23 protein-coding genes and 1 pseudogene are annotated in these 26,292 nt (G+C 66.3%); 8 read left to right on the top strand and 16 right to left on the bottom strand.

Going from position 1 to position 26,292, the window contains the following annotated elements:
- Positions 1–67 precede the first annotated feature (67 nt).
- Positions 68–1,813: a proline--tRNA ligase gene (locus tag NOF53_RS09320; RefSeq protein ID WP_255967549.1), complete on the bottom strand. Its 1,746-nt coding sequence runs from the start codon at positions 1,811–1,813 to the stop codon at positions 68–70.
- Between the two features lie 77 nt (positions 1,814–1,890).
- Between NOF53_RS09320 and yaaA the strand changes: the two genes are divergently transcribed.
- A complete protein-coding gene (gene yaaA / locus NOF53_RS09315) occupies positions 1,891–2,634 on the top strand; it encodes a peroxide stress protein YaaA (RefSeq protein ID WP_255967548.1) in 744 nt (247 codons plus the stop codon).
- Positions 2,635–2,685: 51 nt separating this feature from the next.
- Here the strand turns inward: yaaA and NOF53_RS09310 are convergent, their stop codons facing one another.
- The 4 genes from NOF53_RS09310 to NOF53_RS09295 are packed head-to-tail and all read right to left on the bottom strand — an operon-like array spanning position 2,686 to position 6,155.
- Positions 2,686–3,072, bottom strand: a complete 387-nt coding sequence (locus NOF53_RS09310) for a universal stress protein (RefSeq protein ID WP_255967546.1) — start codon at positions 3,070–3,072, stop codon at positions 2,686–2,688.
- A complete protein-coding gene (locus tag NOF53_RS09305; protein WP_255967544.1) occupies positions 3,069–4,628 on the bottom strand; it encodes a tripartite tricarboxylate transporter permease in 1,560 nt (519 codons plus the stop codon). Before NOF53_RS09305 ends, NOF53_RS09310 begins: the two co-directional genes overlap by 4 nt.
- Before the next feature lies 1 nt (position 4,629).
- Positions 4,630–5,169 carry a tripartite tricarboxylate transporter TctB family protein gene (locus NOF53_RS09300; RefSeq protein WP_255967542.1) on the bottom strand — a complete coding sequence of 180 codons (540 nt, stop codon included), beginning with the start codon at positions 5,167–5,169 and terminating at the stop codon, positions 4,630–4,632.
- Complete coding sequence (locus NOF53_RS09295; protein ID WP_255967736.1) at positions 5,166–6,155, bottom strand: Bug family tripartite tricarboxylate transporter substrate binding protein; 990 nt, start codon at positions 6,153–6,155, stop codon at positions 5,166–5,168. The genes NOF53_RS09300 and NOF53_RS09295 overlap by 4 nt, the downstream gene beginning before the upstream one ends.
- Positions 6,156–6,221: 66 nt before the next feature.
- Between NOF53_RS09295 and NOF53_RS09290 the strand changes: the two genes are divergently transcribed.
- Together NOF53_RS09290 and NOF53_RS09285 are read left to right on the top strand one after the other, a co-directional pair.
- The gene (locus tag NOF53_RS09290; protein ID WP_255967541.1) at positions 6,222–7,838 is read left to right on the top strand and encodes a sensor histidine kinase; all 1,617 of its coding nucleotides are present in this window, start codon (positions 6,222–6,224) and stop codon (positions 7,836–7,838) included.
- Positions 7,839–7,868: 30 nt separating this feature from the next.
- Positions 7,869–8,543: a response regulator gene (locus tag NOF53_RS09285; protein ID WP_255967735.1), complete on the top strand. Its 675-nt coding sequence runs from the start codon at positions 7,869–7,871 to the stop codon at positions 8,541–8,543.
- A gap of 35 nt (positions 8,544–8,578) precedes the next feature.
- On the opposite strand, the gene NOF53_RS09280 is transcribed toward NOF53_RS09285, so the two are convergent.
- The 9 genes from NOF53_RS09280 to mqo form a co-directional block, all read right to left on the bottom strand.
- Entirely contained in the window at positions 8,579–10,105 is a 1,527-nt protein-coding gene (locus NOF53_RS09280; RefSeq protein ID WP_255967539.1) for a flavin-containing monooxygenase, read from the bottom strand.
- Positions 10,106–10,186: 81 nt separating this feature from the next.
- On the bottom strand, positions 10,187–11,584 hold the full coding sequence (locus NOF53_RS09275) for an MFS transporter (protein ID WP_305086714.1): 1,398 nt from the start codon (positions 11,582–11,584) through the stop codon (positions 10,187–10,189).
- A 131-nt stretch (positions 11,585–11,715) separates the two neighbouring features.
- Complete coding sequence (gene cobA, locus NOF53_RS09270; RefSeq protein ID WP_255967535.1) at positions 11,716–12,942, bottom strand: uroporphyrinogen-III C-methyltransferase; 1,227 nt, start codon at positions 12,940–12,942, stop codon at positions 11,716–11,718.
- 47 nt (positions 12,943–12,989) lie between these two features.
- On the bottom strand, positions 12,990–13,370 hold the full coding sequence (locus tag NOF53_RS09265; RefSeq protein ID WP_255967533.1) for a cobalamin biosynthesis protein: 381 nt from the start codon (positions 13,368–13,370) through the stop codon (positions 12,990–12,992).
- Entirely contained in the window at positions 13,363–14,763 is a 1,401-nt protein-coding gene (locus NOF53_RS09260) for a cobyrinic acid a,c-diamide synthase CobB (protein ID WP_255967531.1), read from the bottom strand. Before NOF53_RS09260 ends, NOF53_RS09265 begins: the two co-directional genes overlap by 8 nt.
- Positions 14,757–15,371 carry a cob(I)yrinic acid a,c-diamide adenosyltransferase gene (gene cobO, locus NOF53_RS09255; RefSeq protein WP_255967525.1) on the bottom strand — a complete coding sequence of 205 codons (615 nt, stop codon included), beginning with the start codon at positions 15,369–15,371 and terminating at the stop codon, positions 14,757–14,759. Before cobO ends, NOF53_RS09260 begins: the two co-directional genes overlap by 7 nt.
- A 54-nt stretch (positions 15,372–15,425) precedes the next feature.
- The gene (locus NOF53_RS09250) at positions 15,426–17,348 is read right to left on the bottom strand and encodes a magnesium chelatase subunit D family protein (RefSeq protein WP_255967734.1); all 1,923 of its coding nucleotides are present in this window, start codon (positions 17,346–17,348) and stop codon (positions 15,426–15,428) included.
- Positions 17,349–17,560: 212 nt separating this feature from the next.
- On the bottom strand, positions 17,561–18,085 hold the full coding sequence (locus tag NOF53_RS09245; protein ID WP_255967523.1) for a GNAT family N-acetyltransferase: 525 nt from the start codon (positions 18,083–18,085) through the stop codon (positions 17,561–17,563).
- Positions 18,086–18,148: 63 nt separating this feature from the next.
- A complete protein-coding gene (mqo, locus tag NOF53_RS09240; RefSeq protein WP_255967521.1) occupies positions 18,149–19,696 on the bottom strand; it encodes a malate dehydrogenase (quinone) in 1,548 nt (515 codons plus the stop codon).
- 121 nt (positions 19,697–19,817) lie between these two features.
- On the opposite strand from mqo, the gene NOF53_RS09235 reads away from it, so the two are divergent.
- Positions 19,818–20,828, top strand: a complete 1,011-nt coding sequence (locus tag NOF53_RS09235) for an alpha/beta hydrolase (protein WP_255967519.1) — start codon at positions 19,818–19,820, stop codon at positions 20,826–20,828.
- A complete protein-coding gene (gene mtr, locus NOF53_RS09230) occupies positions 20,825–22,213 on the top strand; it encodes a mycothione reductase (RefSeq protein WP_255967517.1) in 1,389 nt (462 codons plus the stop codon). Before NOF53_RS09235 ends, mtr begins: the two co-directional genes overlap by 4 nt.
- Positions 22,214–22,232: 19 nt before the next feature.
- Here mtr and NOF53_RS09225 read toward each other — a convergent pair whose 3' ends face one another.
- Positions 22,233–22,799, bottom strand: a complete 567-nt coding sequence (locus NOF53_RS09225) for an alpha/beta fold hydrolase (RefSeq protein ID WP_255967515.1) — start codon at positions 22,797–22,799, stop codon at positions 22,233–22,235.
- Positions 22,800–22,903: 104 nt separating this feature from the next.
- Between NOF53_RS09225 and NOF53_RS09220 the strand changes: the two genes are divergently transcribed.
- The 3 genes and pseudogenes from NOF53_RS09220 (at position 22,904) to NOF53_RS09210 (ending at position 24,764) form a co-directional block, all read left to right on the top strand.
- Entirely contained in the window at positions 22,904–23,266 is a 363-nt protein-coding gene (locus tag NOF53_RS09220; protein ID WP_255967514.1) for a GntR family transcriptional regulator, read from the top strand.
- A pseudogene (locus NOF53_RS09215) lies at positions 23,263–24,069 on the top strand (ATP-binding cassette domain-containing protein). Before NOF53_RS09220 ends, NOF53_RS09215 begins: the two are co-directional and overlap by 4 nt.
- The gene (locus NOF53_RS09210; protein WP_255967512.1) at positions 24,066–24,764 is read left to right on the top strand and encodes an ABC transporter permease; all 699 of its coding nucleotides are present in this window, start codon (positions 24,066–24,068) and stop codon (positions 24,762–24,764) included. The pseudogene NOF53_RS09215 and the gene NOF53_RS09210 overlap by 4 nt, the downstream one beginning before the upstream one ends.
- Here NOF53_RS09210 and NOF53_RS09205 read toward each other — a convergent pair.
- Positions 24,761–26,284 (bottom strand): cobyric acid synthase, encoded by a 1,524-nt coding sequence (locus NOF53_RS09205; RefSeq protein WP_374212595.1) that lies wholly within the window; start codon positions 26,282–26,284, stop codon positions 24,761–24,763. The genes NOF53_RS09210 and NOF53_RS09205 overlap by 4 nt on opposite strands.
- Between the last annotated feature and the right edge of the window lie 8 nt (positions 26,285–26,292).

Here is a 26,292-nt window from a genome sequence, read left to right as displayed (position 1 = left end):
GCAAGCCTTTCGTCCGGACGTGTCAGGCCAAGCTAACAGTCCGGACGAAAGGCGTGGGGCGGTTTGATCAGCCCCTGACAGCCTTGACGATCTCGCTCAGCGCGGACTCGGCGGCCACCTCGCGGCTCTCGCCGGTGAAGCGGTCGCGGACCTCGACCTTGCCCTCGCCCCAGCCGCGGCCGACGACCACGACGAGCGGGACACCGAGCAGTTCGGAGTCCTTGAACTTCACGCCGGGCGACGCCTTGCGATCGTCGAGGATCACCTCGAGACCGGCCTTGTCGAGTTCGGCGGCGAGCCCCTCGGCGCCTTCCCGGGCGGTCTCGTCCTTGTTGGCGATCACCACGTGCACATCCGCGGGCGACACCTCGGCCGGCCAGCGCAGACCCTTCTCGTCGTGGTGCTGTTCCGCGATCACGGCGACGAGGCGGGAGACGCCCACCCCGTAGGAGCCCATGGTCGGGCGGACGGGCTTGCCGTTCTCGCCGAGCACGTCCACGGAGAACACGTCGGTGTACTTGCGGCCGAGCTGGAAGACGTGACCGATCTCGATGCCCCGGGCCGCGACGAGCGCACCGGCTCCGTCGGGTGACGGGTCGCCGTCGCGAACCTCGGCGGCCTCGATGGTGCCGTCCGGGGTGAAGTCGCGGCCCGCGACGAGCCCCACCACGTGCTTGCCCGGCTCGTCGGCACCGGTGATCCAGCTGGTTCCGTCGACGATCCGCGGGTCGACGAGGTAACGAACACCGTTGGCTTGCAGCGCCTTCGGTCCGATGTAGCCCTTGACCAGGAAGGGGTTGGCCGCGAAGTCGGCCTCGGTGAGTAGTTCGAACTCCGCGGGCTCGAGGGAAGCACCGAGACGCTTGTCGTCCACCTCGCGGTCGCCGGGAACACCGATGCCGAGCAGTTCCCACTTCCCACCGGGCTGCCGGGTCTTGACCAGGATGTTCTTCAGTGTGTCCGCGGCGGTGACTTTCCAGCCGAGGTCGGCGCCGTTGGCCCAGTCGACGAGCGTCGCGATCGTGGGGGTGTCCGGTGTGTCGTGCACCTTCGCGGCAGGCAGTCCGTCGAACGGGACGGCGTCGGGAGCCAGGGTCTTCACGGCCTCGACGTTGGCGGCGTAACCGGACTCGAGGCAGCGGACGTAGGTGTCCTCACCGATCTCGCTCTCGGCGAGGAACTCCTCCGACGCGCTGCCACCCATCGCGCCGGACGTCGCGGACACGATCACGTACTTGACGCCGAGACGGGTGAAGATTTTCGCGTAGGCGTCGCGGTGGGCCTGGTACGACGCGGTGAGGCCGTCGTCGGTGAGGTCGAAGGAATACGAGTCCTTCATGATGAATTCGCGGCCGCGGAGAATTCCGGCGCGTGGCCGCTCCTCGTCGCGGTACTTGGTCTGCACCTGGTACAGAGTGACCGGGAAGTCCTTGTAGGAGTTGTACTCACCCTTGACGGTGAGGGCGAACAGCTCCTCGTGAGTGGGGCCCAGCAGGTAGTCCCCACCCTTGCGGTCCTTGAGGCGGAACAGTCCGTCGCCGTACTCGGTCCAGCGGTTGGACGCCTCGTACGGTTCGCGCGGCAGCAGCGCGGGCAGGGAGATTTCCTGGCCACCGATCGCGTTCATCTCTTCCCGCACCACCCGCTCGACCTCGCGCAGTACGCGCAGACCCAACGGCAGCCACGAGTACACACCCGGAGCGATACGACGGACGTATCCGGCGCGGACCAGCAGCTTGTGACTCGGGACCTCGGCGTCGGCGGGGTCGTCGCGCAGGGTGCGGAGGAACAGGTGGGAGAGGCGGGTAATCACGGGTCATCAGAATAGTCCGCTGATGGCTGCACCACTGCGTCGGCACTGCTTCACCGCCGATCGGTAGGGTTTCGGCCGTGCTGGTGTTACTTCCTCCCTCAGAAACCAAGTCCGACGGTGGTGCCGACGCACCCCTCGACCTGGCCGAGTTGTCCATGCCGCAGCTCACCGAGACTCGCGAGGTGCTGGTCTCGGCACTGGTGACCCTCGCCGCCGATGCGGAGGCGTCGCAGGAGGCACTGGCCCTCGGCCCCACGCAGGCCGACGAGATCGAGCGGAACGCCAAGCTGTGGGTGTCGCCGACCCGGCCGGCGTTGGAGCGATATACCGGCGTCCTCTTCGACGCGCTCGACGCGAAGTCCTTCACCAAGGCCCAGAGGTCGAAGGCGCTCTCGCGCCTCGCGATGGGATCCGCCTTGTTCGGCGCGGTGCGCGCAGGTGACCTGATCCCCGCCTACCGGTTGTCCGGCGGGTCGAAGCTGCCCGGCGTGGGAACTCTCCGCGCGCTGTGGAAACCGCAATTGAGCCGGGCAATCACCGCGGAAGCAGATGGCCTCGTCGTCGACCTACGATCCGGGACGTATCAGCAGCTCGGCCCGATCCCCGACGCAGTGATCGCCACCGTGCTCACCGAGAAGTCGGACGGCACCCGCACCGTCGTCAGCCATTTCAACAAGCACCACAAGGGCCTGCTCGCCCGCGCACTCACCCTCTCCCGAGCCGAACCTCACGACGTACGCGGAGTGGCCCGGGTGGCGTCGAAGGCCGGACTCCGCGTCGAGGTCGCCTCGAAGCGGGAGTTGATCATCCTCACCGACTGAACCGTGCGTACTTGTCAAGATCGCGGGTAGTTGACAAGTACGCACAGGTGGTCAGTCGGGCTTGACGGCCAGGACGGGCCTGCGGCAGGACAGCAGCAGGCGTTGCGCAGTGCTTCCCATCAGCAGCTTCCCGACCGGGGTGCGGTCGCGGATGCCGATGACGAGCATCTCGGCGGTCGGCGCGGTCGTCGCCTCGATGATCACGTCGACGACCTCGTCGCCCACGATCTGCCGGACCTCGTGTTCGACGCCGCTGGCCGCCAGCCGATCCTCCAACTTCTGCAGCTGAGTGTGGTCGGCGAACGACTGATCGGCGAGGGAGTCGCCCTTCGACGAGTTGATCACTACCAGCGACGTGTTCCGCAGCCGTGCTTCCGCGAGGCCGTGTTCGAGAGCCGCCTCTCCGTACCGGTCCGGGGTGTAACCGACGACGATCATGCGTGGGCCTTCTCTCTGGTGTCCGAGGAGCCGTCGCCGGACGGTCCTTCGGGGAAATCGAATGTGGGAACGGGCAACCGCGAACGGATGAACTTCGCGACGAGCGGGGCGAGAAGCAGAAGCACGATGATGGCGTAGACGATGATCGCCACCGGCTCGGTGAACAGACTTCCCCAATCGCCGCCACCGAGCTGCAGGCTCTGCCGCAGTTGGCGTTCGATGCGCGGTCCGAGGATGACGCCGATGATCAGAGGCAGCACGGGCAGTCCGAACCTGCGCATCATCAGACCCATCAGGCCGAAGATCAGGAGCAGCGCCAGGTCGAGCCACTGGAGATTGACCGCGAAGACACCGAGTGCGGCGAAGAAGAGGATTCCCGCGTACAGATACGGGCGCGGGGTGCGGAGCAGCTTTGCCCACAGCGGTGCGAGCGGGAGGTTCAGGACCAGCAGCAGAAAGTTGCCGATGAACAGGCTCGCGATCAACGTCCAGATGAGAAGCGGTTCCTTCTCGAACAGAGTCGGCCCAGGCTGGATCCCATACGAGACGAAGGCGGTGAGCATGACTGCCGCGGTCGCGTTGGTGGGCAGACCGAGCGACAGCATGGGCACGAGCGTGCCGGCCGCCGAGGCGTTGTTGGCTGCCTCCGGTCCTGCAACCCCTTCGATGGCACCCTTGCCGAATTCGTCCTTGTGCTTCGACAGCTTCTTCTCGGTGATGTAGGAGAGGAAGGTGGGGAGCTCGGCGCCGCCTGCGGGAAGAGCACCGAAGGGGAATCCGTATGCGGTGCCCCGCAGCCACGGCTTCCACGACCGTTTCCAGTCCTTCTTACCCATCCACGGCCGCCCCACTGGAATGACCTCGGCCGGTCGGCGGCGGAGGTGCGCCGCGACCCAGAGGGCTTCGCCGAGCGCAAAGACGGCGACAGCCACGACGACGATATCGATGCCGTCGGACAGCTGCGGAATTCCGAACGTGGCGCGCGGTTGCCCGGTGAGGAAGTCGATTCCGACCAGTCCGATCGCGAGCCCGAGCAAGAGCGAGATGCATCCGCGGAGTTTCGAGCTCCCCAGCACCGCTGTGACGGCGACGAGCGCAAGCAGCATGATCGCGAGGTAGGACGGGGCTCCGAGGGTGACCGCGAAACTCGACACCATGGGTGCGAACAGCACCAGGAGCATCGTGCCGATCGACCCGGCGACGAACGACCCGATCGCGGCGGTCGCCAGGGCCTGCGCGGCCCTGCCGGCTCTCGCCATCTTGTTGCCCTCGATCGCCGTGATCACCGACGACGACTCCCCCGGCGTGTTCAGCAGGATGGACGTGGTCGAGCCGCCGTACATGCCGCCGTAGTAGATGCCGGCGAACATGATGAACGCGGCGCTCGGGCTGACGTTGTAGGTGACGGGAAGCAGGAGGGCCACGGTCATGGCCGGTCCGATGCCCGGGAGCACGCCGACCGCCGTGCCGAGGAGTACGCCGATGCACGCGTAGAGCAGATTCATGGGTGTGGCTGCTTGCTCGAACCCCTGCAGCAGCCAGTTCAGATTGTCCATGTCAGAGAATTCCGTCCAGAATGCCTGCGGGCAGCGGTATTCCGAGCCCGACGTAGAACGCGTAGAAGCTGCCGAATCCGAGCACGGCCCCGATGGCGATGTTCCGCACCCAGTGGTGGCTGCCCAGAATGGTGGCGGCCCCGGCGAACAGAACGGTGCCGATGATCGCCCAGCCCAGGAAGTCGACGAGCGCGATGGTCACCACGAACAGCCCGACGAGCAGGCCCACCGTCCGCCAGTCACCCGAGGAATCGAGGTCGACGTCCTCACCTCCATCGGCCTCGCCTGTGGAACCGCGCAGGATCGCGAAGCCGAGTCCGACCGCGAGGACGAGCAGACCCGAACCCACCACCAACGGAAACAGCTGCGGGCCGACGGGGTCCACCTTCGCGAAGCCGGCGCTCAGGGTCAGTGCGTCGACGATGAGAAATCCGCCCACCGCCAGCATGACCGCACACACGATGAACTGCGCCAGGTCGCGCTTCCGTGACGCTTTTGCCGCGTCGGGGGCGTCGGCCGGCGGTTGAACGGGCGCGTTCATGCCAACCCCAGTTCGGTCAGGGTGGACGAGACTCGCTCGTCCTGCTCGCGCAGGAACTGCTCGAAATCCGGTCCCGTCATGAAGGCGTCACTCCAACCGTTCTTCACCAGGGCCTCCTTCCACTCGGGTGTGTCGTGCAATTTCTCGAGCGCCTCCACCATGTCCGCCTTGGCACTGTCCGAAAGGCCGGGCGGCGCAAGGACTCCGCGCCAGTTGGTGAAGGTGAGATCGATTCCCGCCTCCGACAGCGTCGGCGCGTCGATGCCCTCGACCCGTTCGCTGCCCGACACCGCGAGCACGCGCACCTGACCGGCTTCGATCTGGTCGACGTACTCCCCCAGTCCCGAAGTGCCTGCGGTGATCTTCTGCCCCAGCAGCGCCGTCAAAAGATCACCACCACCGTCGTAGGAGACGTAGTTCACCGCGTTGGGATCCACTCCTACCGCGCGGGCAGTCTCCATCGGGAACAGGTGATCCGGCCCGCCCGGAGACGATCCACCGCCGATCGTGATCGAGGCCGGGTCGGCACGCCACGCCGCGACGAAGTCGTCGATGGTGCGCAGCGACGAATCCGCGGGCACAAGAATCCCTTCCTGCTCCTCGACCACCTTCGCCAGCGCGGTCGCGTCGGACACACGGGCAGAGGATCCGTTGGTGTAACCGGCGCCGACGACCCCGAGGCCCATCATCATCATGAGGTCGTCGTTGCCGGCTTCGTTCATCAATCGAGCCATGGCGACTGTTCCACCTGCGCCGATGACGTTGAAAACCTCGACTCGTCCGGTGATGCCCTGGTCTTCCATGATCTTCACCGCAGTCCGCGCGGTGAGGTCATAACCGCCGCCAGGGCTGTTCGGCACCATCATCCGCACCCGGTGCAGGCCCTCGTCCTCGCCACGGGTAACTCCGCACGCGGCCACGAGAAGGCCTACGAGCGCAAGCAGGAGCACCGCGCGTACGCTGCTTCCGCTACCTGTTCTCGACATCGTTCCCCATTTCGCCATCAATGTGATCCTCGGCAATACTGGTCCCATCGGTGACGCACGTCACCTATGCGAACGAAATGGAACTTAAGTTCATTGTGGTCACCACTTCACCCCCGTGTGCGCAGTCTGGCCGGGCAAGTCCTGCTGCTCCAACTGGTGGTCGTCGGCGTCGTGCTCCTCGCGGTCGCCGCCGTCTCGGTTCACCAGTCGACCGTGGAATTTCGCGAACTGCAGGGTCAGCGCATGATCGCCGTGGCCGAGAATGTCGCCTCGACTCCTGTGGTGCGTGACCGACTGTCGGACCCGTCGGTGGAACGTGTCCTCGCCCCCGAGGTAGATCGGGCAGTCAATCTGTCGGGCGCGACACTGGCGGAGATCATCACACCGGACGGCGTGACGGCAGTGTCTTCCGATCCCACCCGGATCGGGCTCCCCGCGGAACTCGGTGGCAGCGACGTGCTGACCGGTCGCGCCTGGTCGGGTGACGTCCTGGTGGACGACCGGCGCGCGATCGTCGGCCACGTTCCTATTCTGACGGCCACCGGCGACGTCCTCGCTGCGGTGTCGGTGAGCGACGACTACCCGTCCACCTGGGCACTGCTCAGCAGTGCCGGTGCGCGCCTGATTCTCTACCTCGGGATCGGCGCCGGCCTGGGGTTTCTCGGCTCCTGGCTCCTGTCACGCCGAATCAAGACGCACACCCGTGGACTGGAGATCGCCGAAATTGCCAGCCTCGCCGACCACCGGGAGGCCTTGCTGCACAGTATTCGCGAGGGGGTGGTCGCGGTGAACACCGACGGCATCATCACCCTTCTCAACGACAGCGCCCAGGAACTTCTCGACCTCAGCGGGGACGTGGTCGGCAGGCATGTCGACGACGTCCCACTCGACCCAGGCGTCCGCCGCTATCTCCTCCGAGGCGAGGACGGCCGTGACGTGGTGCTGTCGACGTCCTCACGCATGCTCGCGCTCAGCCGGCGAGCCGCGACCAGCCAGGGGCACAAGATCGGCACCGTCACCACCATGCGCGACAGCACCGAGCTGGCGTCGATGCAAAGCCAGCTGTCGTCTCACAAGAGCGTCACCGACACACTGCGGGCTCAGACACACGAATTCGCCAACCAGTTGCACACCATATCGGGCCTCACTCAACTCGGTGACTATGACGCCGTGACCGACTTCGTCGGAACCCTGACCCGTCGTCGGGCCGAGATCAGTGATGCTGTGACGCAACGGATTTCCGATCCCGCCGTGGCTGCCCTCCTGATCGCGAAGACCTCGTTGGCCGCCGAGACCGGGGTGTCCTTGACACTCGAGCCGGACTCGCGCCTGCACGCACTCGACCCCGAGCTCGCCACGGACGTCATCACCGTCGTCGGAAACCTCATCGACAATGCCGTCGACGTGTCGGAAGGCGGACCCGACGCGAGGATTTCGATCCGGATCACGGACGACGACGGCATTTCGATCGAGGTCGCCGACTCGGGTCCGGGCGTGCCCGAGTCGATGCGCGAGGAAATCTTCTCGCGTGGCGTCACGTCCAAGACCGGCGTGCCCGGCGGTCGCGGGATCGGCCTGGCCCTGGTGCGACTCGTCAGCGCACAGCACGGCGGATTCGCCACCGTGTCGGACGCGCCTGGCACCGGAGGCGCATTGTTCACCGTCCACGTTCCCCGTAGTTAGACTTTCCGACCATGACCGTTCGGCGTGACGATGTATGAGGTAGTGGTCGTCGACGACGACTTCATGGTCGCGGAGATACACCGCCGCTTCGTCGACAAGACGCCGGGGTTCACCACCGTCGCAGTCGCGCGTACCGCCGCCGACGCTCTCGACACCGTGCGCTCACGCCGACCGGATCTCGTGCTCCTCGACGTGTATTTGCCGGACATGTCCGGACTCGATGTCCTCCAGGCTCTTCGCGCCGAAGGCAATCCCGTCGGAGTCATCATGATCACGGCCGCCCGAGAGATCGACACCGTCAGCCGGGCATTGCACGGCGGCGCGTCCGACTACCTGGTGAAACCGTTCGAGTATGCCCACCTGCAGGAGAAGCTCGAAAACTTCCGGCGGCGGGCACGTGCACTCGAATCCCAATCCGGAGCGGATCAGTCGTTGATCGACTCATTGTTCGGCAGCGCAGGCAAGAATGCCGAACCGGGCCGTCTACCCAAGGGGCTCAGCGTCGAAACCGGCCGACTGGTCCTCGACATCGTGCAGGAGCGGGGCGAGCTGTCGTCGACCGAATGCGCCGAGCACGCAGGGCTGTCCCGGGTGAGCGTACGCAGGTACCTCGAGCACTACCTGTCCGAGGGTCTCCTCGAAGTACGCCTCGAGTACGGCGGCGCGGGCAGACCTGTTCGCCGGTACCGTCCCGTTCGCCGCTGAGACCCGAGCCTGCATCAGAAGTGCGCATGCATCTTCTACCGCACCGCCGCGTCCGCAGACACTTCGTACGCCGCCAGGTCGAAACGCTGTGTCTGGCGGCGGAATTTGAAGGTGAAGTCGGGCCACAGGGTGGTGTTGTTGCCGTGCCGATCGAGGTACCAGCTGGCGCACCCGCCGGTCATCCAGACGCTGTTCGACAGCTTCTCCTGGAGGTCCCGGTTGTATGCGTCCTGTACCTCCTTGCGGATCTCGACAGTGCGAATCCCGTTCTCCTCCAACGCTGCAATGGCATCGGTGACGTAGTTGATCTGTGATTCGATCATGTACACCATCGAGGTGTGGCCGAGGCCCGTGTTGGGGCCGACGAGGAAGAACATGTTGGGAAAGTTGGCAACGGCCGCCCCCTTGTAGGCCTGCATGCCGGCTTCGCCGAAGACCTGCGCCAGACTGCGCCCGTCCCGCCCGAAGACGACCTCGAACATCGGCGAATCCGTCACCTGGAATCCGGTGGCGATCACGATGGCATCGACCTCACGCACTGTGCCGTCCCTCGTCACCACCGCGTGCTCACGTATCTCCGCGATCGGGTCGGTGACGAGGTCGACATCGTCCCGGTCGAGGGCCGCGTAATAGTCGTTGGAGATCAGCATTCTCTTGCAGCCGATCCGGAACTGCGGCGTGACCTTTTTGCGCAGCTCGGGATCCTTGATCTCCGTCCGTATTTTCAGTCGCGCCAGCCATTCCAACGGTTTCATGAAGACCGGCGCCTTGGCGAGACCGACCACTTGCACTTCCCGGCCACCGTAAATGCCGGCGCGGAGCAGTCGCTGAACGCCCGGCACGTGGTGGAAAGCCCACCGCTCGACCCGGGTATATGCCCGGTCGAATCGCGGCAACAACCAGGGCGCGGTGCGCTGATACACGTCCATGTGCTGCACCTGGTCGACGATGGCCGGCACGATCTGGATTGCCGACGCCCCGGTACCGATTACTGCCACCCGTGTGCCACTGAGGTCGGCGTCGTGATTCCATTGCGCGGAATGGAAGATCTCCCCGTCGAACGTGCTGATCCCGGGAATGCTGGGCAGGGCCGGCTCGGCCAGCGCCCCGAACGCGCAGATCACCGTGTCCGCGGAGTACCTGCCGCGACTGGTTGTCAGCTCCCAGCGCGAGGCGCGGGAACTCCAGCGCGCCTCGGTGACGTCGCACTCGAAGACGTGCTTCCCGAGTACGTCGTACTTGCGCGCAACACTGCGGATGTAGTGCTGGATCTCTGGTTGCGTCGAGAACGACCGTGACCATTCAGGGTTGAGGGCGAACGAGTAGGAGTACAGGTGCGACGGCACATCACAGGCCGCGCCGGGATACGTGTTGTCGCGCCAGGTGCCTCCGACGTCATCCCCCCGCTCGAGGACGAGGAAGTCCTCCCTTCCGTCCTGGCTGAGTCGAATCGCCGCACCGAGCCCCGCGAAACCGCTGCCGATGATCAGCGTGCGAACGTGCCGCACACTCTCTTCGGGAACGGCGCCGACCGCAACAGTGTCTGTTACCCGGTCATTCATGTAAATGACCCTAGACACTCACGGAATGCGAAGCACAGCTATTTGCGGGATCGTTTCGCCGAACGTCGGTGAGCCCGGTATTCAGGCCTGTTGCGCTGCCTTTTCGGCGGCTTGTGCCTGCGCGACCTGTTGCGGGGTGAACCGGATGAACAGTGCCGCCAGACCGGCGATCAGCGCACAGACGGCGCTCCCTACCAGGGCGAAGGTGTACCCCTCGCCGAGCGCAGTGATCTGAGTGGGCGTCATGTCGGCGATCTTGCCCGACACCCCGCCGAGGGAAAGGGTGCGGGACGTCGCCATGGCACCGATGACGGCAAGGGCGAGTGGTCCGCCCAGCGTCTGCGCGACCTGAGCAATGGCAGCCAGCGGTCCGATCTCCGTCTCCGGCACGCCCGCGATGGCACACAGCGGGAGGGGGACGACGGCAAGTCCGACACCGAAACCGATTCCCACGACCGGCACGAACAGGTTGATCGGATACGTCGCCGACGCGTGCAGGGTGGAACCGTAGAGCAGACCCACGACCATGATCGTCGCCCCGGCGATCACCAGCCAGCGTGGCTGGATCCTGACGGCGAGTTTCGACGCCACGAAAGCCGCGGCCCCGAGCCCGAATGCGAACGGAATGAAAGCCAGGCCCGCTTCGAGTGGGCTGTAGCCGAGGATGTCCTGGACGAACAGCGCGACGAAGGCCGCGACCGTGAACATCACGGCGCCTGCGAAGAAGATAGCGACGAAGGTGGCCACCCGGTTCTTGTCGGTGAACAGTGAGAACGGCAGCAACGGGTTGTCGGCGGTGCGCTCGACGTAGAGGAACGCGACGAACAGCAGCAGACCGGCTATCAGCGCCCCGATCACGAAGGGACTGGTCCACCCCAGTTCCGGTCCTTCGGTGAGGGCAAACACCACACCCGTCGCCGCAACCGTCGCCAGAACCGCGCCCGGTACATCGAGCGTGAGGCGCTCACCCGCCGTCTCCTTCAACGCCTTGAAGGCGCACAGCACGATGACCACACCGATAGGCACGTTGATGAGGAAGATCAGACGCCACGACACTTCGGTGAGCGCACCGCCGATGATCAGCCCCGCGATCGATCCGATCCCCGTCATCGCAGCGAAGATCGCGATGGCCTGGTTGCGCGCGGGACCGGCGGCGAACGTCGTGGCCACCAGAGCCAGCGCGGTGGGCGAGGCCACCGCAGCGCCCACGCCCTGCAGAAAGCGGGCACCGATCAGCATGATCTCGCCCACCGCGAGTCCGCACAGCAGGGAGGCGACCGTGAAGAGCGCGACGCCACCGATGAACATCTTCTTCCGGCCGAAGGCGTCACCGAGCCGTCCACCGAGGAGCATGAGACCACCGAATGCCAGCGCATACGAGGTCAGCACCCAGTTGCGGCCGCTGTCGCTGAGACCGAGGTCTGCTTGCAGCGGAGCCAGTGCCAGGTTGGCGACGGTCCCGTCGAGGACCACCATCATCTGCAATCCGCTCAGCACGATGATGGCGAGACCCAGCACGCGGGTGGCCGCGGCCGGGACCGCTGCGGCATCTGCCGCAGAGTTCACTGAAGCAGATTTCGGCACTCGGGAATCAGACACGAGGGTTCACGTTACCCAGCGTCCACGCTAAACCCTGCCACCGGCCCGATGACCACGATGGCGGGCGGCCGAATCTGCTCTTCCTTCACCCGGGCCGCGACACTCTGCAGATCCGCACGGACCGTGCGCTGAGTGCGCAGAGTGCCCTCCTGGATGACGGTGACCGGGGTATCCACGGGGCGGCCGCCTGCCATCAGGACCGTCGCGAACGCATCGATGCGTTCGACCGCCATCAGCAACACGATGGTGCCCTTCAGCCGGGCCAGCGCGGACCAGTCGACGAGCGAATCGGGATGATCGGGGGCCACGTGCCCACTGACGACCACGAACTCGTGGGTGACGCCTCGATGCGTCACCGGAATCCCTGCAGCCGACGGGACCGAGATGGCGCTGGTGATTCCGGGAACGACAGTGACCGGCACGCCCGCTGCGGCGCACGCCTCGAGTTCCTCGTACCCGCGCCCGAACACGTACGGGTCACCGCCCTTGAGGCGAACCACGAACTTACCGGCCTTGGCGTTGTCGATCAGGGCGGCGTTGATCGCCTCCTGTGCCATCGCGCGGCCGTAGGGAATCTTCGCGGCATCGATCACCTCGACATCGGGACCGAGTTCGGCCAGAAGTTCGGGCGGGGCCAGGCGATCGGCCACAACGACGTCTGCGCGCGAGAGCAGTCGGCGGCCACGGACGGTGATGAGATCGGGGTCGCCGGGACCGCCGCCCACCAGAGCGACACCGGCAGCGGGCGCCTGGTCGGTGTCGGGAACGATTCCGGACTGCAGGCCTTCCACCAGAGCGTTTCGCACGGCCGCGGAGCGGCGATGATCACCGCCCGCCAGCACGCCGATGCTCAAGCCGTCATATCCTGCACTGGCCGGGGTGACGGCCGTGCCGTACCGGGCGTTGTCTGCCCGGACACAGAACACCCTGTTCCGTTCGGCCTCGGCGACAATCGCCGCGTTGGTGTCGGGTTCGTCCGTGCAGGCGATGGCGTACCAGGCCCCGTCGAGGTCACCGTCCTGATAGTCGCGCAGTTCCAGGGTGATCTGCCCGGACGTCGCCATCCCCTCGACGGCAGGAGTGACAACGCGACTGATCAGGTGCACGCGCGCTCCTGATGCGATGAGCAGGCCCAGTCGGCGTTGTGCGACGCTTCCGCCACCGATCACGACCACACGGCGATCGGTCAGATTGAGGCCGACCAGGTAGTTGGTCTCGTCTCCGGTGGCGGCAGTCACGCGCTATCCCCGTTTCTCCAGATTTTCCGATAAGTCTTGTCTCGAACCTACGAAACTTTACGGGCTGCCGCGACGACGACGCCATTCGCGGACCGTTTGGGAACGATCAGGGGCCCGCCACCGGCGCCGAGTACCGCTGCCGCTTCCGCGACACTCGGCGACCCCGTCTGAACGTTCACCACTCCGGACGGGTTGGGGACGACGACGGCCGCGAGATCTCTTGCGTCGAATCCGAGAACCGGCACCCCGAGCGACGCCGCCGCGCCCAGGACGGCAGGCTCCTTCGCCTTGCGTTCGAGAGTGCCCAGGCAGATCAGCTGTGCCGGCTCGCCCACGTTCGCGGACTCCAGGATCCGGCGCACCGCCGAGATGATGTCGGCGCTGGACGCACGCATGCGGAAGCCGACACCGACGCAGATCTCAGCCACGGTGGGCGAAGTCGCGGGCCGCGCTCACGAACCGCGCGATCGCGGTGGGGTGTCCTGCCGGATGCGTGTGGAGGTACGACGCGTGCACGCCGCCGCCCGCGAATCCCTCGCGCGCCGGTGCACCGTCCCACGGTCGCCAACCCCACGCCGGCGCGTAGCCGGCCGCGTCGCCTCGAGCGAGCGACGTTCGATGGAATTCGTGCCCCACCACTCGCTCACCGGCGGCGAAGAGCGACGAATCGGTCAACGCCACGGCGTCGCGGTAGCCCAGAGTCAGCCGGGATCCGAACGAAGCGTCGACGTCGATCACGGCTGCCATTGCGGAACCGTCCAGGCTGCGCGCGAGATAGAGCAGTCCGGCACATTCGGCGTGTATCGGTGCACCGGCAGCGGCGAGTTCGCGTATCTGCGCGAGGAGGCCGTCGTTCCCGGCGAGCGCGGCGGCGTGCTCCTCGGGAAAGCCTCCCGGAAGTACTACTCCGCACGTGTCAGCAGGCAGTTCGTCGTGCAGGGGATCGAAGGTCACCACCTCCGCCCCGGCCGCCACGAGCAGTTCTCGATGTTCGGCGTACCCGAAAGTGAAGGCCCGGCCGCCGGCAATCGCCACCGTCGGGCGCGCACCGGACTCCACCTCACCTATCTCGACAGCGGGATCCCATGCCGGTCCGTCGACCGCCGAGCAGGCGAGCGCCCGGATCGCCGGCAGATCGAGATGCCGTGTAGCCAGCCGAGTCATCGCCGCCACTGCCTGCAGAGCAGCGGCGCCGTGTTCCGCAGCGGGAACGAGGCCCAGATGCCGGCTCGGCACTTCCAGTTCCGCCATCCGCGGAACCGCGCCCAAGACGGGAAGTCCGGCACGCTCACTCGCCTGCCGCAGCACCTGCTCATGCCGCGGGCTTCCGACTCGGTTGAGGATCACACCGCCGATGCGCACCGACGAGTCGTACGTCGAAAAGCCGTGCAGCACAGCGGCCAGACTCTGGCTGTGCCCCCGGGCATCGACCACCAGCACGACGGGTGCGCCGAGCAGTGCCGCCACCTGCGCTGTCGACCCCTCGGCCGACGGCTGCTGGGACGCGGCATCGATCTTGCCGTCGAACAATCCCATGACACCCTCGACGACCGCGATGTCACAGTCTGTGCTGCCATGACGGTAGAGCGGGGCGATTCGCTCGGCCCCCACCATGACCGGGTCGAGATTTCGGCCCGGCCGACCCGCGGCAAGCGCATGGTAGCCCGGATCGATGTAGTCGGGGCCGACCTTGAAGGGCGCGACCGTGCTCCCGACCTGACGCAGCGCCCCCATCAGACCTGTTGCGACAGTAGTCTTTCCGCTACCCGAGGCGGGCGCTGCAACGACGACGGCAGGAGCCGCCGGATGCACACTTACCACTCGATGCCTCGCTGGCCCTTGCGGCCGGCATCCATCGGATGCGCAATCTTCGTCATCTCCGTCACCAAGTCGGCCGCATCGATCAAAGCCTGCGGGGCGTCCCTGCCTGTGATCACGACATGCTGAGTCCCGGGCCGGTCGCGCAGCACCGCGACGACCTCGTCGACGTCCACCCACCCCCACTTCAGGGGATAGGTGAATTCGTCGAGCACATAGAAGCGGTGCTCCTCCGCGGCGAGCCGGCGGGCAATCTCACGCCATCCCTCGGCAGCAGATTCGGCATGATCTTCCTCGGAGCCGTGTTTGCGCGTCCACGACCAGCCCTCGCCCATCTTGTGCCATTGCACGGCGCCACCGACCCCGGTGTCGTCGTGGAGCCGCCCCAGGGCGCGGAACGCTGCCTCCTCCCCCACCTTCCACTTGGCGCTCTTCACGAACTGGAAGACGCCGACGTCGAATCCCTGGTTCCACGCGCGCAACGCCATTCCGAAGGCTGCAGTGGATTTCCCCTTACCCGGGCCGGTGTGGACCGCGAGTATCGGCGCATTCCGTCGCTGCCGTGTGGTGAGGCCGTCGTTCGGGACGTTCTCGGGAACTCCCTTGGGCATGTCCTGCTCTCCTACCGTTCGATGAGGCCGGGGTTCTCTTACGCCGGGGTTCTCCTACGCCGCAGCGCGGACCACACCCGCGACGTGCTGCGCAGACAGTTCACCGAGCCGGACGTACCCGCCTCGTAGATGCCGGGCCAGTTCCGCTGCGAGGCCCAGCCGGACCATCCCGGTCTCACAGTCCACCACGACCGAGGCGACAGCGCTGTCGGCGAGCAACCCTGCGGCCACTGTGGCGCGATGCAGAGCGTCTTTGCTGCCCGTGGCCCGGCCGTCGGTGAGTGTCACCACGAGCGCCCGCCGCTGCGGGTCACGAAGCCGTTCACGCAGGACCACCTGCCGGGCACGCAGGAAGCCTTCCGCCAGAGGTGATTTCCCTCCGGTGCGCATTCCGCGCAGTCGACGGACCGCGATGTCCACCGAAGACGTCGGCGGCAGAACAAGTTCGGCGTCTCGTCCACGCATCGTGATGACGGCCACTTTGTCACGGCGCTGATATGCGTCGCGCAGGAGTGAGACGACGGCCCCGGTGACCGCTGACAATCGATCACGCGCCGCCATCGAGCCGGACGCGTCCACGACGAACACCACGAGGTTCCCCTCGCGGCCCTCCCGAATCGCACCGCGCAGGTCGGCCGAGTCCAGAATCATTCTGCCTGCCGTGCGTCCACGAGCAACTTGCCGATCCGCCGCCGCGAACAGAGTGCCCACGAGGTGGAGGCCGTGCCCCTGCTCCGCCGCTGCCCGCACCGCTCGACCACGCGACGAGCGGGAGCGAGAGCGCCGACCGGGCGCTCCTTCGCCCACACCGGGAATCTCCAGCAACTTGGTGGTGAACTGGGAGCCGGTCGGCCCGGCAGGTCGCTCCGGCGGCGGCGCCCCGCCGCCCGGTCCGTCAGGGTCGTCCGGTCCGTCGGGGTCGGTCCCGTTGTCGTCCGGGGCGTCACCACCAGGCGTTGCGGCAGAATTCTCAGGCGGCGGACCTTCGGCGGGCGGTTCCTCGGCGGCGGCGCTGGCGTCCGCATCGGCCTGACGCAACGCCTCGTCAAGCTGGTCCTGGTCGAGGCCCGGCTCGTCGAAGGGGTCCCGACGGCGCCGGTGCGGCAACGTCAACTCCGCGGCAACCCGCACGTCCTCCGCCGCCACGGCGTCCGCACCGCGCCAGGCGGCGTGCGCGGTGGCCGTGCGGGCCAGGACCAGATCGGCGCGCATGCCGTCGACGTCGAACGAGGCGCACAGTGACGCGATCCGGCGCAGTTCCGTGTCGTCGAGTTCGACTGAATCGAGCCGGTCCCGGGCTTCGAGGATGGCGCCGGCCAGAGCCTGATCCTGCTCGGCATACCGCGCGGCGAACGTCTCCGGGTCCCGTTCGAAGTCGAGGCGCCGCCGCACCACCTCCATGCGCACATCGACATCACGCGACGCCGCGACGTCCACAGCGAGGCCGAAGCGGTCCAGAAGCTGCGGTCGCAGTTCGCCCTCTTCCGGGTTCATGGTGCCCACCAACACGAATCGCGCTGGATGCGAGTGGGAGATTCCGTCCCGCTCGATGTGCACCCGGCCCATCGCCGCGGCGTCGAGGAGAACGTCGACCAGATGATCGTGCAGGAGGTTCACTTCGTCGACATACAGAACGCCCTGATGGGCAGCGGAGAGAAGACCCGGCCGGAATGCACGTTCACCGTCGCGCAGTACCTTCTCGAGGTCGAGCGAACCGACCACGCGGTCTTCGGTGGCGCCCACCGGCAACTCGACCAGCCGCGCGGGCCGCGGCCCGTTCTCGTCGCGGACGGCAGGCAACAGTGTGGTGAGCGCCCGGACGACCGTCGACTTGGCCGTGCCCTTCTCCCCGCGCACCAGCACACCGCCGATGCCCGGATGGACGGCGCACAGGACGAGCGCCAGACGAAGCTGATCCTGGCCGACGACCGCGCTGAACGGGAAACCCACCGAGGAGTCCCGGCGAGACTGGTCCACTTCACGGTTGGTGCGCACGATGCTTCCCTTCACGCCCCGGTTTCCTCGCCGAGAGCTGTTGGCCGGTACGAATGCCGCGGCGATCTGGCTGGGACTTCGATTCGCTGCGCCCGTGGCAGTAGCGAATCGAAAGATCCGTCACAGTGGCGGGACCGCACCTGGTTCGAACAGGACTTCCCCGCGGACATTCACTCGCCGACCCTAGTCGGCGCTCACCGGCCGGCTGTCGACGGGGCGCCCTGGGCATCCGGTACCGACGCCGCGTCCCCCGAACTGCGGGCCGCGCTGCCACCACGCTTCATGGGAACGTGCGGGATACCGTCCTCGACGAACTCCTCGCCGTCCGGCGTGAATCCGTGCTTCGCATACATGCCCACCAGGTAGGTCTGCGCGTTGATCCGGCAGGGCGCGGACCCCACCTCGGCAAGCGCAGCCCGCAGGAGACGGGTGGTGTGGCCCTGCCCACGCGCGGGCCGCGACGTGCACAGTCGCCCGATCCGGAACGAGGTGGTGCCGTCGTCGTACTCCTCCAGGAGACGGAGAGTGCACACCACCTGACCGTCCTGCTCCAACCAGAAATGTCGCGTGTCGGCCAGCAGATCCTGCCCGTCCAGGTCCGGGTACGGACAGGCCTGTTCGACGACGAACACCTCGACTCGAAGCTTGAGTAACTCGTAGAGCGTCTTGTTGTCGAGATCGAGTGCCCACGCACGCTTGAGTGCTGCAGTTGCCGTCATGACAGGCAACTATGACACAAGCCGGTCCGGAGCGCGCCTGTAGCAGGCCCCGCCGCTCACCCGTCAGAGGGCGGCAACCGAGGCCTCTTCCACCGCGACGGTATCGAGCTGAAGAACCTTCGACGTGTGCTCCCAGACCTGCGCGAACAGCCCCGCTTCGTCGGTGAGCTTCACACCCAGCGACGGCACCATTTCCTGCAGCTTCGGCTTCCACGACTCGTACCGGTCCGGGAAGCAGCGCGCAAGCACGTCGAACATGGCCGGCACTGCCGTCGACGCACCGGGCGACGCACCGAGCAGACCGGCGATACTGCCGTCTGCGGCATTGACCACCGCGGTGCCGAACTCGAGGACGCCGCCCTTGCCCTTGGCTCGCCGGATCACCTGGACACGCTGTCCGGCGGTGATCAATTCCCAGTCCTTGCCGATGGCTTTGGGGACGAACTCGCGCAGCGTGTCGATCCGGCCGGCCTCCGACTTGGTGAGCTCGCTGATCAGGTACTTGACCAGGCCCAGTTCGCTCACCCCGACGCCGAGCATCGACAGGAGGTTATCGGGCTTCACCGAACCGGGGAGATCGGTGACGCGCCCTTCCTTGAGGAACTTGGGAGACCAGCCGGCATACGGGCCGAACAGCAGTCCGGGCTTACTGCCGATCACCCGGGTGTCGAGGTGCGGCACTGACATGGGCGGAGCACCCACTGCGGCCTTGCCGTACACCTTGGCCCGGTGCTGATCGATGAGTTCCGGATTGGTGCAGCGCAGGAACGCGCCACTGACCGGGAATCCGCCGAAGCCCTTGGCTTCGGAGATACCCGACTTTTGCAGCAGGTGCAAGGCACCACCGCCGGCGCCGACGAATACGAACTTGCTACGCACGACCTTCTTGGTGCCGTTGCGACGGTTGGTGACCTTGACCACCCAGCTGCCGTCGGACTGCTTGGTGAGATCGGTGACCTCGTGACCGAAATGCACGATGCCGCCGGACGCGCCGACGTAGCCGAGAAGCTGCTTGGTGAGGGCACCGAAGTCGACGTCGGTGCCGTCCTCGGTCCAGTTGAGCGCGATCGGATCGCTGAAGTCGCGGCCCTTCGCCATCAAGGGCAGACGGCGGGTGAACTCGTCCGGATCCGCCACGTACTCCATGCCCGCGAAGAGGGGGTGTCCGGCCAGCGCGTCGTAGCGGGCGCGCAGGTACTTCACGTTGGCCTCGCCGTGCACGAAGCTGACGTGAGGAATCGGGTTGATGAATTCCTTCGGCTTGGTGAGCACCCCGGTCTCGACTGCGTGCGCCCAGAACTGCCGCGACACCTGGAACTGCTCGTTGACGTTGACGGCCTTCGCGATCTCTACGGTGCCGTCGGGGTTCTCGGGCGTGTAGTTGAGTTCACACAACGCAGAGTGACCGGTGCCGGCGTTGTTCCACGGATCGCTGCTCTCGGCCGCGACGGCGTCGAGCCGTTCGAAGGTGGTGATCGACCAGTCGGGCTGCACCTGACGCAGGATCGCCCCTAACGTCGCGCTCATGATGCCCGCGCCCACCAGCACTACATCCGTCTTCGTCTCTACCGCGTTCTGATCTGACACTGGAGAATCGACTTCCTTGTCCATAGCCGTGCGCGCATCCGCCTGCCGTGTTCGCCGCATAGGTTACCCGCGCGTATGAGCGGAAGTTACCTGCCCCAATTGTGCGCCTCCCCACGGCCGGGAATCGCACATTAGATTGTGATCTGTGACTACATGGGTTCCCGATGTTCTCGGCGACGGATATCAGCAGTTGACCATCCCCCTCGGTAGCGATCCCGACGGGGAGGGTGAGGTCGAGGCAACGCTGATCCGGTACCAGCCCGCGCAGGAGACGAAACGCACCGGTCGGGCAGTGCTGTACGTGCACGGATTTACCGACTATTTCTTCCAGAAACATCTGGCCGAGCACTTCGCCGACCAGGGATATGCGTTCTTCGCCCTCGACCTGCGCAAGTGTGGTCGTTCCCTGAAGCCCGGGCAGACGGCGCATTTCGTCTCGGACCTCACGCTGTACGACGCCGAACTCGACGAGGCGCTCCGCCTCGTGCGCGAGCAGACCGGCGAGGGCCAGGTCCTGCTTGTCGCGCACTCCACCGGAGGGCTCGTCCTGCCGCTGTGGCTGCATCGACGGCAGAAGAAGGCCGACGGCACCGCCGGCCTCGGCGTCAGCGGAGTCATTCTCAACAGCCCGTGGTTCGACCTCCAGGGGCCGTCCTACCTGCGAAATGTGGGCACGGTGGCCGTCGATGCGCTCGGCCGGGTCAAGCGCAAGTCGGTGGTTCCGAAGACTACCCTCGACACCTACGGGGTGAGCCTGCACGTCGACGGCAACGGGATCTGGAACTACAACCTGGACTGGAAACCCCTCGGCGGTTTTCCCGTCACGTTCGGCTGGCTCCGCGCCGTGCGCCGCGGGCATGCGCAACTGCACCGCGGTCTCGATATCGGTGTTCCGGCGCTCATCCTGCGTTCCAAGGCGTCGTACTTCGCTCCGCGATACGACCCGCAGGTCGATACGGCAGATGCGGTCCTCGATGTCCGGCAGATCGCCCGGTGGGCCGGATGTCTCGGCGACCGCACGACGATAGTGCCGATACCGGGCGCCCGGCACGACGTCTTCCTGTCGTCGGACGAGCCTCGCGCACAGGCGTTCGCCGAGGTGGACCTCTGGCTCGACTGGCTGCACGGCCACAACTCCGCGCAGGCACCGCGATGACCCACTTCGATCTCGCCATCATCGGTTCCGGGTCCGGCAATTCCCTTCCCGACGAACGCTTTTCGGACATGAAAATCGCACTTCTCGAGAAGGGCACGTTCGGCGGGACGTGCCTGAATGTGGGATGCATCCCCACCAAGATGTTCGTCTACGCCGCCGAGGTCGCCCGCACGGTCACCGACACCGCGAAGTACGGAGTCGATGCGCAACTCGAGGGTGTGCGCTGGCCCGACATCGTCAAGCGGGTCTTCGGCCGTATCGATCCGATCTCCGCCGGCGGTGAGCGCTACCGCGCGGAGGACACCCCGAATACCACGCTCTTCCGTGGGCATGCGTCCTTCGTCGGTCCGCGGACGATCGACACCGGAAACGGTGAGACCATCACGGCAGATCAGGTAGTCGTCGCCGCCGGGTCGAGGCCGATCATCCCGGCCGTCGTGCGCAAGGCAGGGGTGCCGTATTACACCAACGACGACATCATGCGGCTCCCCGAACTCCCCGAGCGCCTGGTGATCATCGGAGCCGGGTTCATCGCCGCGGAATTCGCGCACGTGTTCTCCGCGCTCGGCACGCGGGTGTCGCTGATCTCGCGGGGCGAGCACCTGTTGCGGCACCTGGACGACGACGTGGCCCGGCGGTTCACGGATCTGGCGTCGTCGAAGTGGGACGTGCACCGTGGCCGGACGGTGGCGTCGGTGCGCCCCGACGGTGCGGGTGTCGCGGTGGAACTCGACAACGGACGGATCGTGTCGGGCGACGTCCTGCTCGTGGCCACCGGCAGGCAGTCCAACGGTGACGTGATCGGGGCGGACGCCGGCGGCATCGACCTCGACCAGGGGCGTGTCGTCGTCGACGAGTTCCAGCGCACGAGCGCCGAGGGGGTCTTCGCGCTCGGCGATGTGTCCTCGCCGTACCAGCTCAAACACGTTGCCAATCACGAGGCCCGAGTCGTCCAGCACAACCTGCTACGGGACGCGTGGCAGGACACATCGGGACTGCGCCGCACCGACCACCGGGTCGTGCCCGCGGCGGTCTTCACCGACCCGCAGATCGCCCACGTCGGACTCACCGAGCGCGAGGCCCGGGACGCCGGCTGGGACGTCACGGTGAAGATCCAGGCCTTCGGTGACGTGGCCTACGGATGGGCCATGGAGGACGATGAGGGTTTCTGCAAGATCATCGCCGAGCGTGGCACGGGGCGTCTGCTGGGCGCACACGTGATCGGTGCACAGGCCTCCACGGTGATCCAGCCCTTGATCCAGGCCATGAGTTTCGATGTGACGGCACACCGGTTGGCTCGGGGTCAGTACTGGATACACCCGGCGCTCCCCGAGGTCGTCGAGAACGCCCTCCTCGGTCTCGACGTCGACGACAGCGGCCTGTAGCGGCTCGGCACTCCACCAACTACCAGGGGCTTGTTCGCAAAACGATCTCGGTGGCGAGCTCGGCGGCCGCGGCGACCGGAACATTGCTGACGCCCTCCAGTTCCACGACGCGGAAATCCGAGTAGACGAAGCGGCCGCTCGCATCGGCTTCGGCTCGCCGCGTGGCGCTTCCGACCATCACGGTGGTCGGAAGCTCCACCGGTGGGCATCCTGCCTCGCGAATGTCGCCCTTCCCGTCGGGCGCCGCCGGGTGACCACGATCCGCCACCACAAGGCTGGCGAAGCGCCCGAACTGGCGGGCAGCGAGCGTCCAGGCGAGTTCGGCCCCCTCTCGGCTACCCACGAGGTTCACCCATCCGACCTTCAGCTCGTCGAGCAGCCCCATCACGGCTGAATCATCCAGACCCTCGATGGACTCGGGCACGATCGTGCGCAGGTCCGAATTGTGCAGACGGGCGCACACACCGTCGTAGACGTCGGGGGCGTCCCCCGCACCGGGCAGCAGCAGGACGGCGTGTTTACTCGACGGCCCGTCGAGCCGAACGGCGCAGTTCCCGTCACCCACAGCCACGTGCGTCAGTTCCATGGCAGAAAACCTACGCGATGTGGGCCGCCTTGCGCTCACAGCCTTTCGGGTTCTATGGTTCATTACATGAGTAATGAACCGATCAACTGGCGGCGGGGCAGGCCATGATCGACAACGGCACACCGCTGTTCCAGCAGATCGCCGAACTCATCGAAAACGCGATCATCGACGGTTCCCTCCAGGAAGAGGGGCAGGTGCCGTCGACCAACGAGCTTGCCGCTTTCCATCGCATCAACCCGGCAACCGCAGGGAAGGGCCTCAATCAGCTGGTTGCCGACGGCATCCTCTACAAGAAGCGGGGAATTGGAATGTTCGTCACCACGGGGGCCGGCGACGCGCTGAGATTTCGCCGGCGCGAGCGGTTCGCTCGCCAGTACATCGATCCCCTCGTCACCGAGGCGGACAAACTCGGCGTCAGCATCACCGAACTGAAGACCATGCTCGATGAACGGGAGGGAGCGCGATGACCGGCGCGGCACTCGACACCGCATCCGAGACCACCACCGTGGCCACGGCGCGCGGCGTCACCAAACTGTTCGGAAATTTCTCGGCACTCGACGGAGTCGATATCACGCTGGGCCGGAACAAGATCTACGGACTGCTCGGACGCATTGGTGCGGGCAAGACCCACACTGATGCAGATCCTCACCGGTCAGGCATTCCAGAGTGCCGGCGAGGTCGAAATTCTCGGGCAGCCACCACACGAGAACTCCCAGATTCTGAGCCACGTCTGCTTCGTGAAGGAAAGTCAGAAGTACCCGGACGACTTCAAGGTCAGGCATGTAATGGCCGCTGCCCGCCACCTACTCCTCCACTGGGACGAGACGCTGGCCAAGACAGCTTCTTGACCTTGCGGCAGGCCTCGACGCGGTGGCGCGGAATATGTTCTACGACCGCCTTCTCGCCGACTATGCCGAGCACCCGCGCACGGTCGTGCTCTCCCACCCATCTCATCGACGAGGTCAGCGACCTGATCGAACACGTGATCCTCCTCGACAAGGGGCGGGTCGTGCTCTCCGAGAACGCGGACGACTTGCGCGGGGCCGCTCTCGCCGTGTCGGGACCGCCGCCGGCGGTGACGCGCTTCGCGTCGGGAAAGACTGTGCTGCACCGCAAATCGCTCGGCCATCAGGAGAGAGTGACGGTACGCGCCGTCCTGTCGGAGTCCGAGCGATCGCGGGCCACCGAGGACGGACTGCAGATCGAACCGCTCACTTTGCAACAACTCGTGGTGCACAGCACCACCGCCGCCGAGGAGGAACGCCGATGACGCATCGTGTGCTCGCCGTCTGCAGAATCCACACCGTCTCCTGGCCGATACTCCTCGCATGGCCGTTCGGCATCTTGCTCGCCTCGTTCGTCATCGGCGTGGGGATCTTCTCGGTGGTCAGTCAGCCGGGAGACAACGGCAACTTCACCGGAGGCGTCTTCGCCCTGTTCGGCTTCGCCCTTGCCTTCCACCTGCAAGCGATGTCACAAACTTTCCCGTTCGCGCTGGGGATGAGTGTCACTCGCCGCGATTACTTCTCGGCCACCCTGCTCGTCGCGGCGGTGCAAGTTGTCGCACTGGGAGTCCTGCTCTACGTGCTCTCGCTCGTCGAGGAAGCAACGAACGGTTGGGGCGTGGACATGCGGATGTTCACTATTCCGAACTACTTCACCTCCAGCCCCGCGGTTCGGTTGAGCACCTATCTGGCGTTCCTCTTTCTCACCGCTGCCGTAGGGATGGTCCTGGGTGCACTCCACCACAGGTGGCGGGTCGTGGGGCTGTTCACTCTCGGCGTCGGCACCCTCCTCATCGGGGGCCTTACCGCAATCGTGATCACGTGGCAGCAGTGGTGGCCGGGCATCGGCACGTGGTTCGTCGAGGTTCCCCGAGCGGTACCGATGGTGTGGATGCCTGTGCTGGCCGCGCTGGCCTGTACCGGCGGAGCATGGCTGATCGTGCGGCGGGCGACTGCCTAGAAATCGAGGCGAGATCCGATGGTGGCCAGCCTTTCCGGAGCACCTTCCTCGATCAAGGTCTCCAGGGCGCCCACATCCAGGTGTTTCTCGACGAGATCGGCCAACAGGTCGAGCTGCGAGGCTCGCACGGCGGCCACGTCGGTGTCCGGGGCGGGGACGAATCCGGTTCGACCCGAGTGCTCCGCGACATCGTCGAGGAGCAGACGGCGGAATCGATCGTTCTCGAGCAGCCCGTGCCAGTGCGTTCCGTAGACGGCGCCGCGGATACTGCCCTCCGCGGCGCCGGTGCTCGCGTAGAGCAGCGGCTGGTCACCGCTTCGCCGCACCCGTCCGTGGTGTATCTCGTATCCGTCGACCGGAACTCCGTACGCGTCGCCGGTAACCCGGCCCAGCACCTTGTTGGCCGCGAACTCCACCTCGAGGTCGAGCAGCCCCAGACCCGTGGTGGCGCCGCGACCCGATTCGACGTCGTCGACGATGACGGAGCCGAGCATCTGGTAGCCGCCGCAGACGCCGAGTACCGGACGGCCTCGTTTCGCCTGCGCCACCACGGCATCGGCAATTCCGTTGCGACGCATCCACTCGAGGTCCGAGACTGTCGACTTGCTGCCCGGCAGAACGATCAGATCGGCGTCCTGTAGGCGGGAGGGGTCGGTGACCCAACGGACCGAGACCCCAGGTTCGCACGCGAGCGCTTCCACGTCCGTCGAATTCGAAATCCGCGGCAGGCGGATCGCGGCCACCCGCAACCATTCGTCTCCCACCGGTGGCCCGGGACGCCCGACCGGGGCGTCGCCTACGACACCGAGCGAATCTTCCGCGTCCAGCCACAGTTCCTCTGCGAACGGAATGACGCCGAGCGTCGGCCGGCCGGTCAGGGCAGACAACTGCTCGAGACCCGGAGTCAGCAGCGACACGTCGCCGCGGAACTTGTTGACGACGAAGCCGGCGATCAACGCCTGATCTTCGGGCGAGAGCACAGCCACCGTGCCGAAGAGGTGGGCCAGCACTCCGCCGCGATCGATGTCGCCTACCACAAGCACCGGGATCCGGCCTGCGCGAGCAAGTCCCATGTTAGCCAGATCCGTTGCCCGCAAATTGATTTCCGCGGGTGAGCCCGCGCCCTCACAGATCACCACGTCGAATTCGCCGCGCAGTGACGCCAGCTCCTCGGCCACCACCACCCGCAGATGGTCGCGGTGCTCGATGTAGTCGCGGGCGCCGACGGACGTGACGGCGCGGCCGCGCACCACAAGCTGGGAGGTGCGATCACTCCCCGGTTTCAGCAGCACCGGGTTGAAACGCACACTCGGCTCGAGTCCGCACGCGGCGGCCTGGAGCGCCTGGGCGCGCCCGATCTCACCGCCGTCGAGCGTCACAACGGAATTGTTGGACATGTTCTGCGCTTTGAACGGTGCCACCCGCACACCGCGACGCGCCAGCATCCGGCACAACCCGGCCACGAGCACGCTCTTACCCGCATCCGACGTGGTTCCGGCGACGAGCAGTGCGCCCTTCAACTGGCCCG

The sequence above is a fragment of the Rhodococcus tibetensis genome (genome assembly GCF_024438035.1).
Taxonomy (GTDB): Bacteria; Actinomycetota; Actinomycetes; order Mycobacteriales; family Mycobacteriaceae; genus Rhodococcus_F; species Rhodococcus_F tibetensis.
The sequence above is the reverse complement of the archived record's forward strand: the minus strand, read 5'-3'. Positions and strand labels throughout refer to the sequence as shown.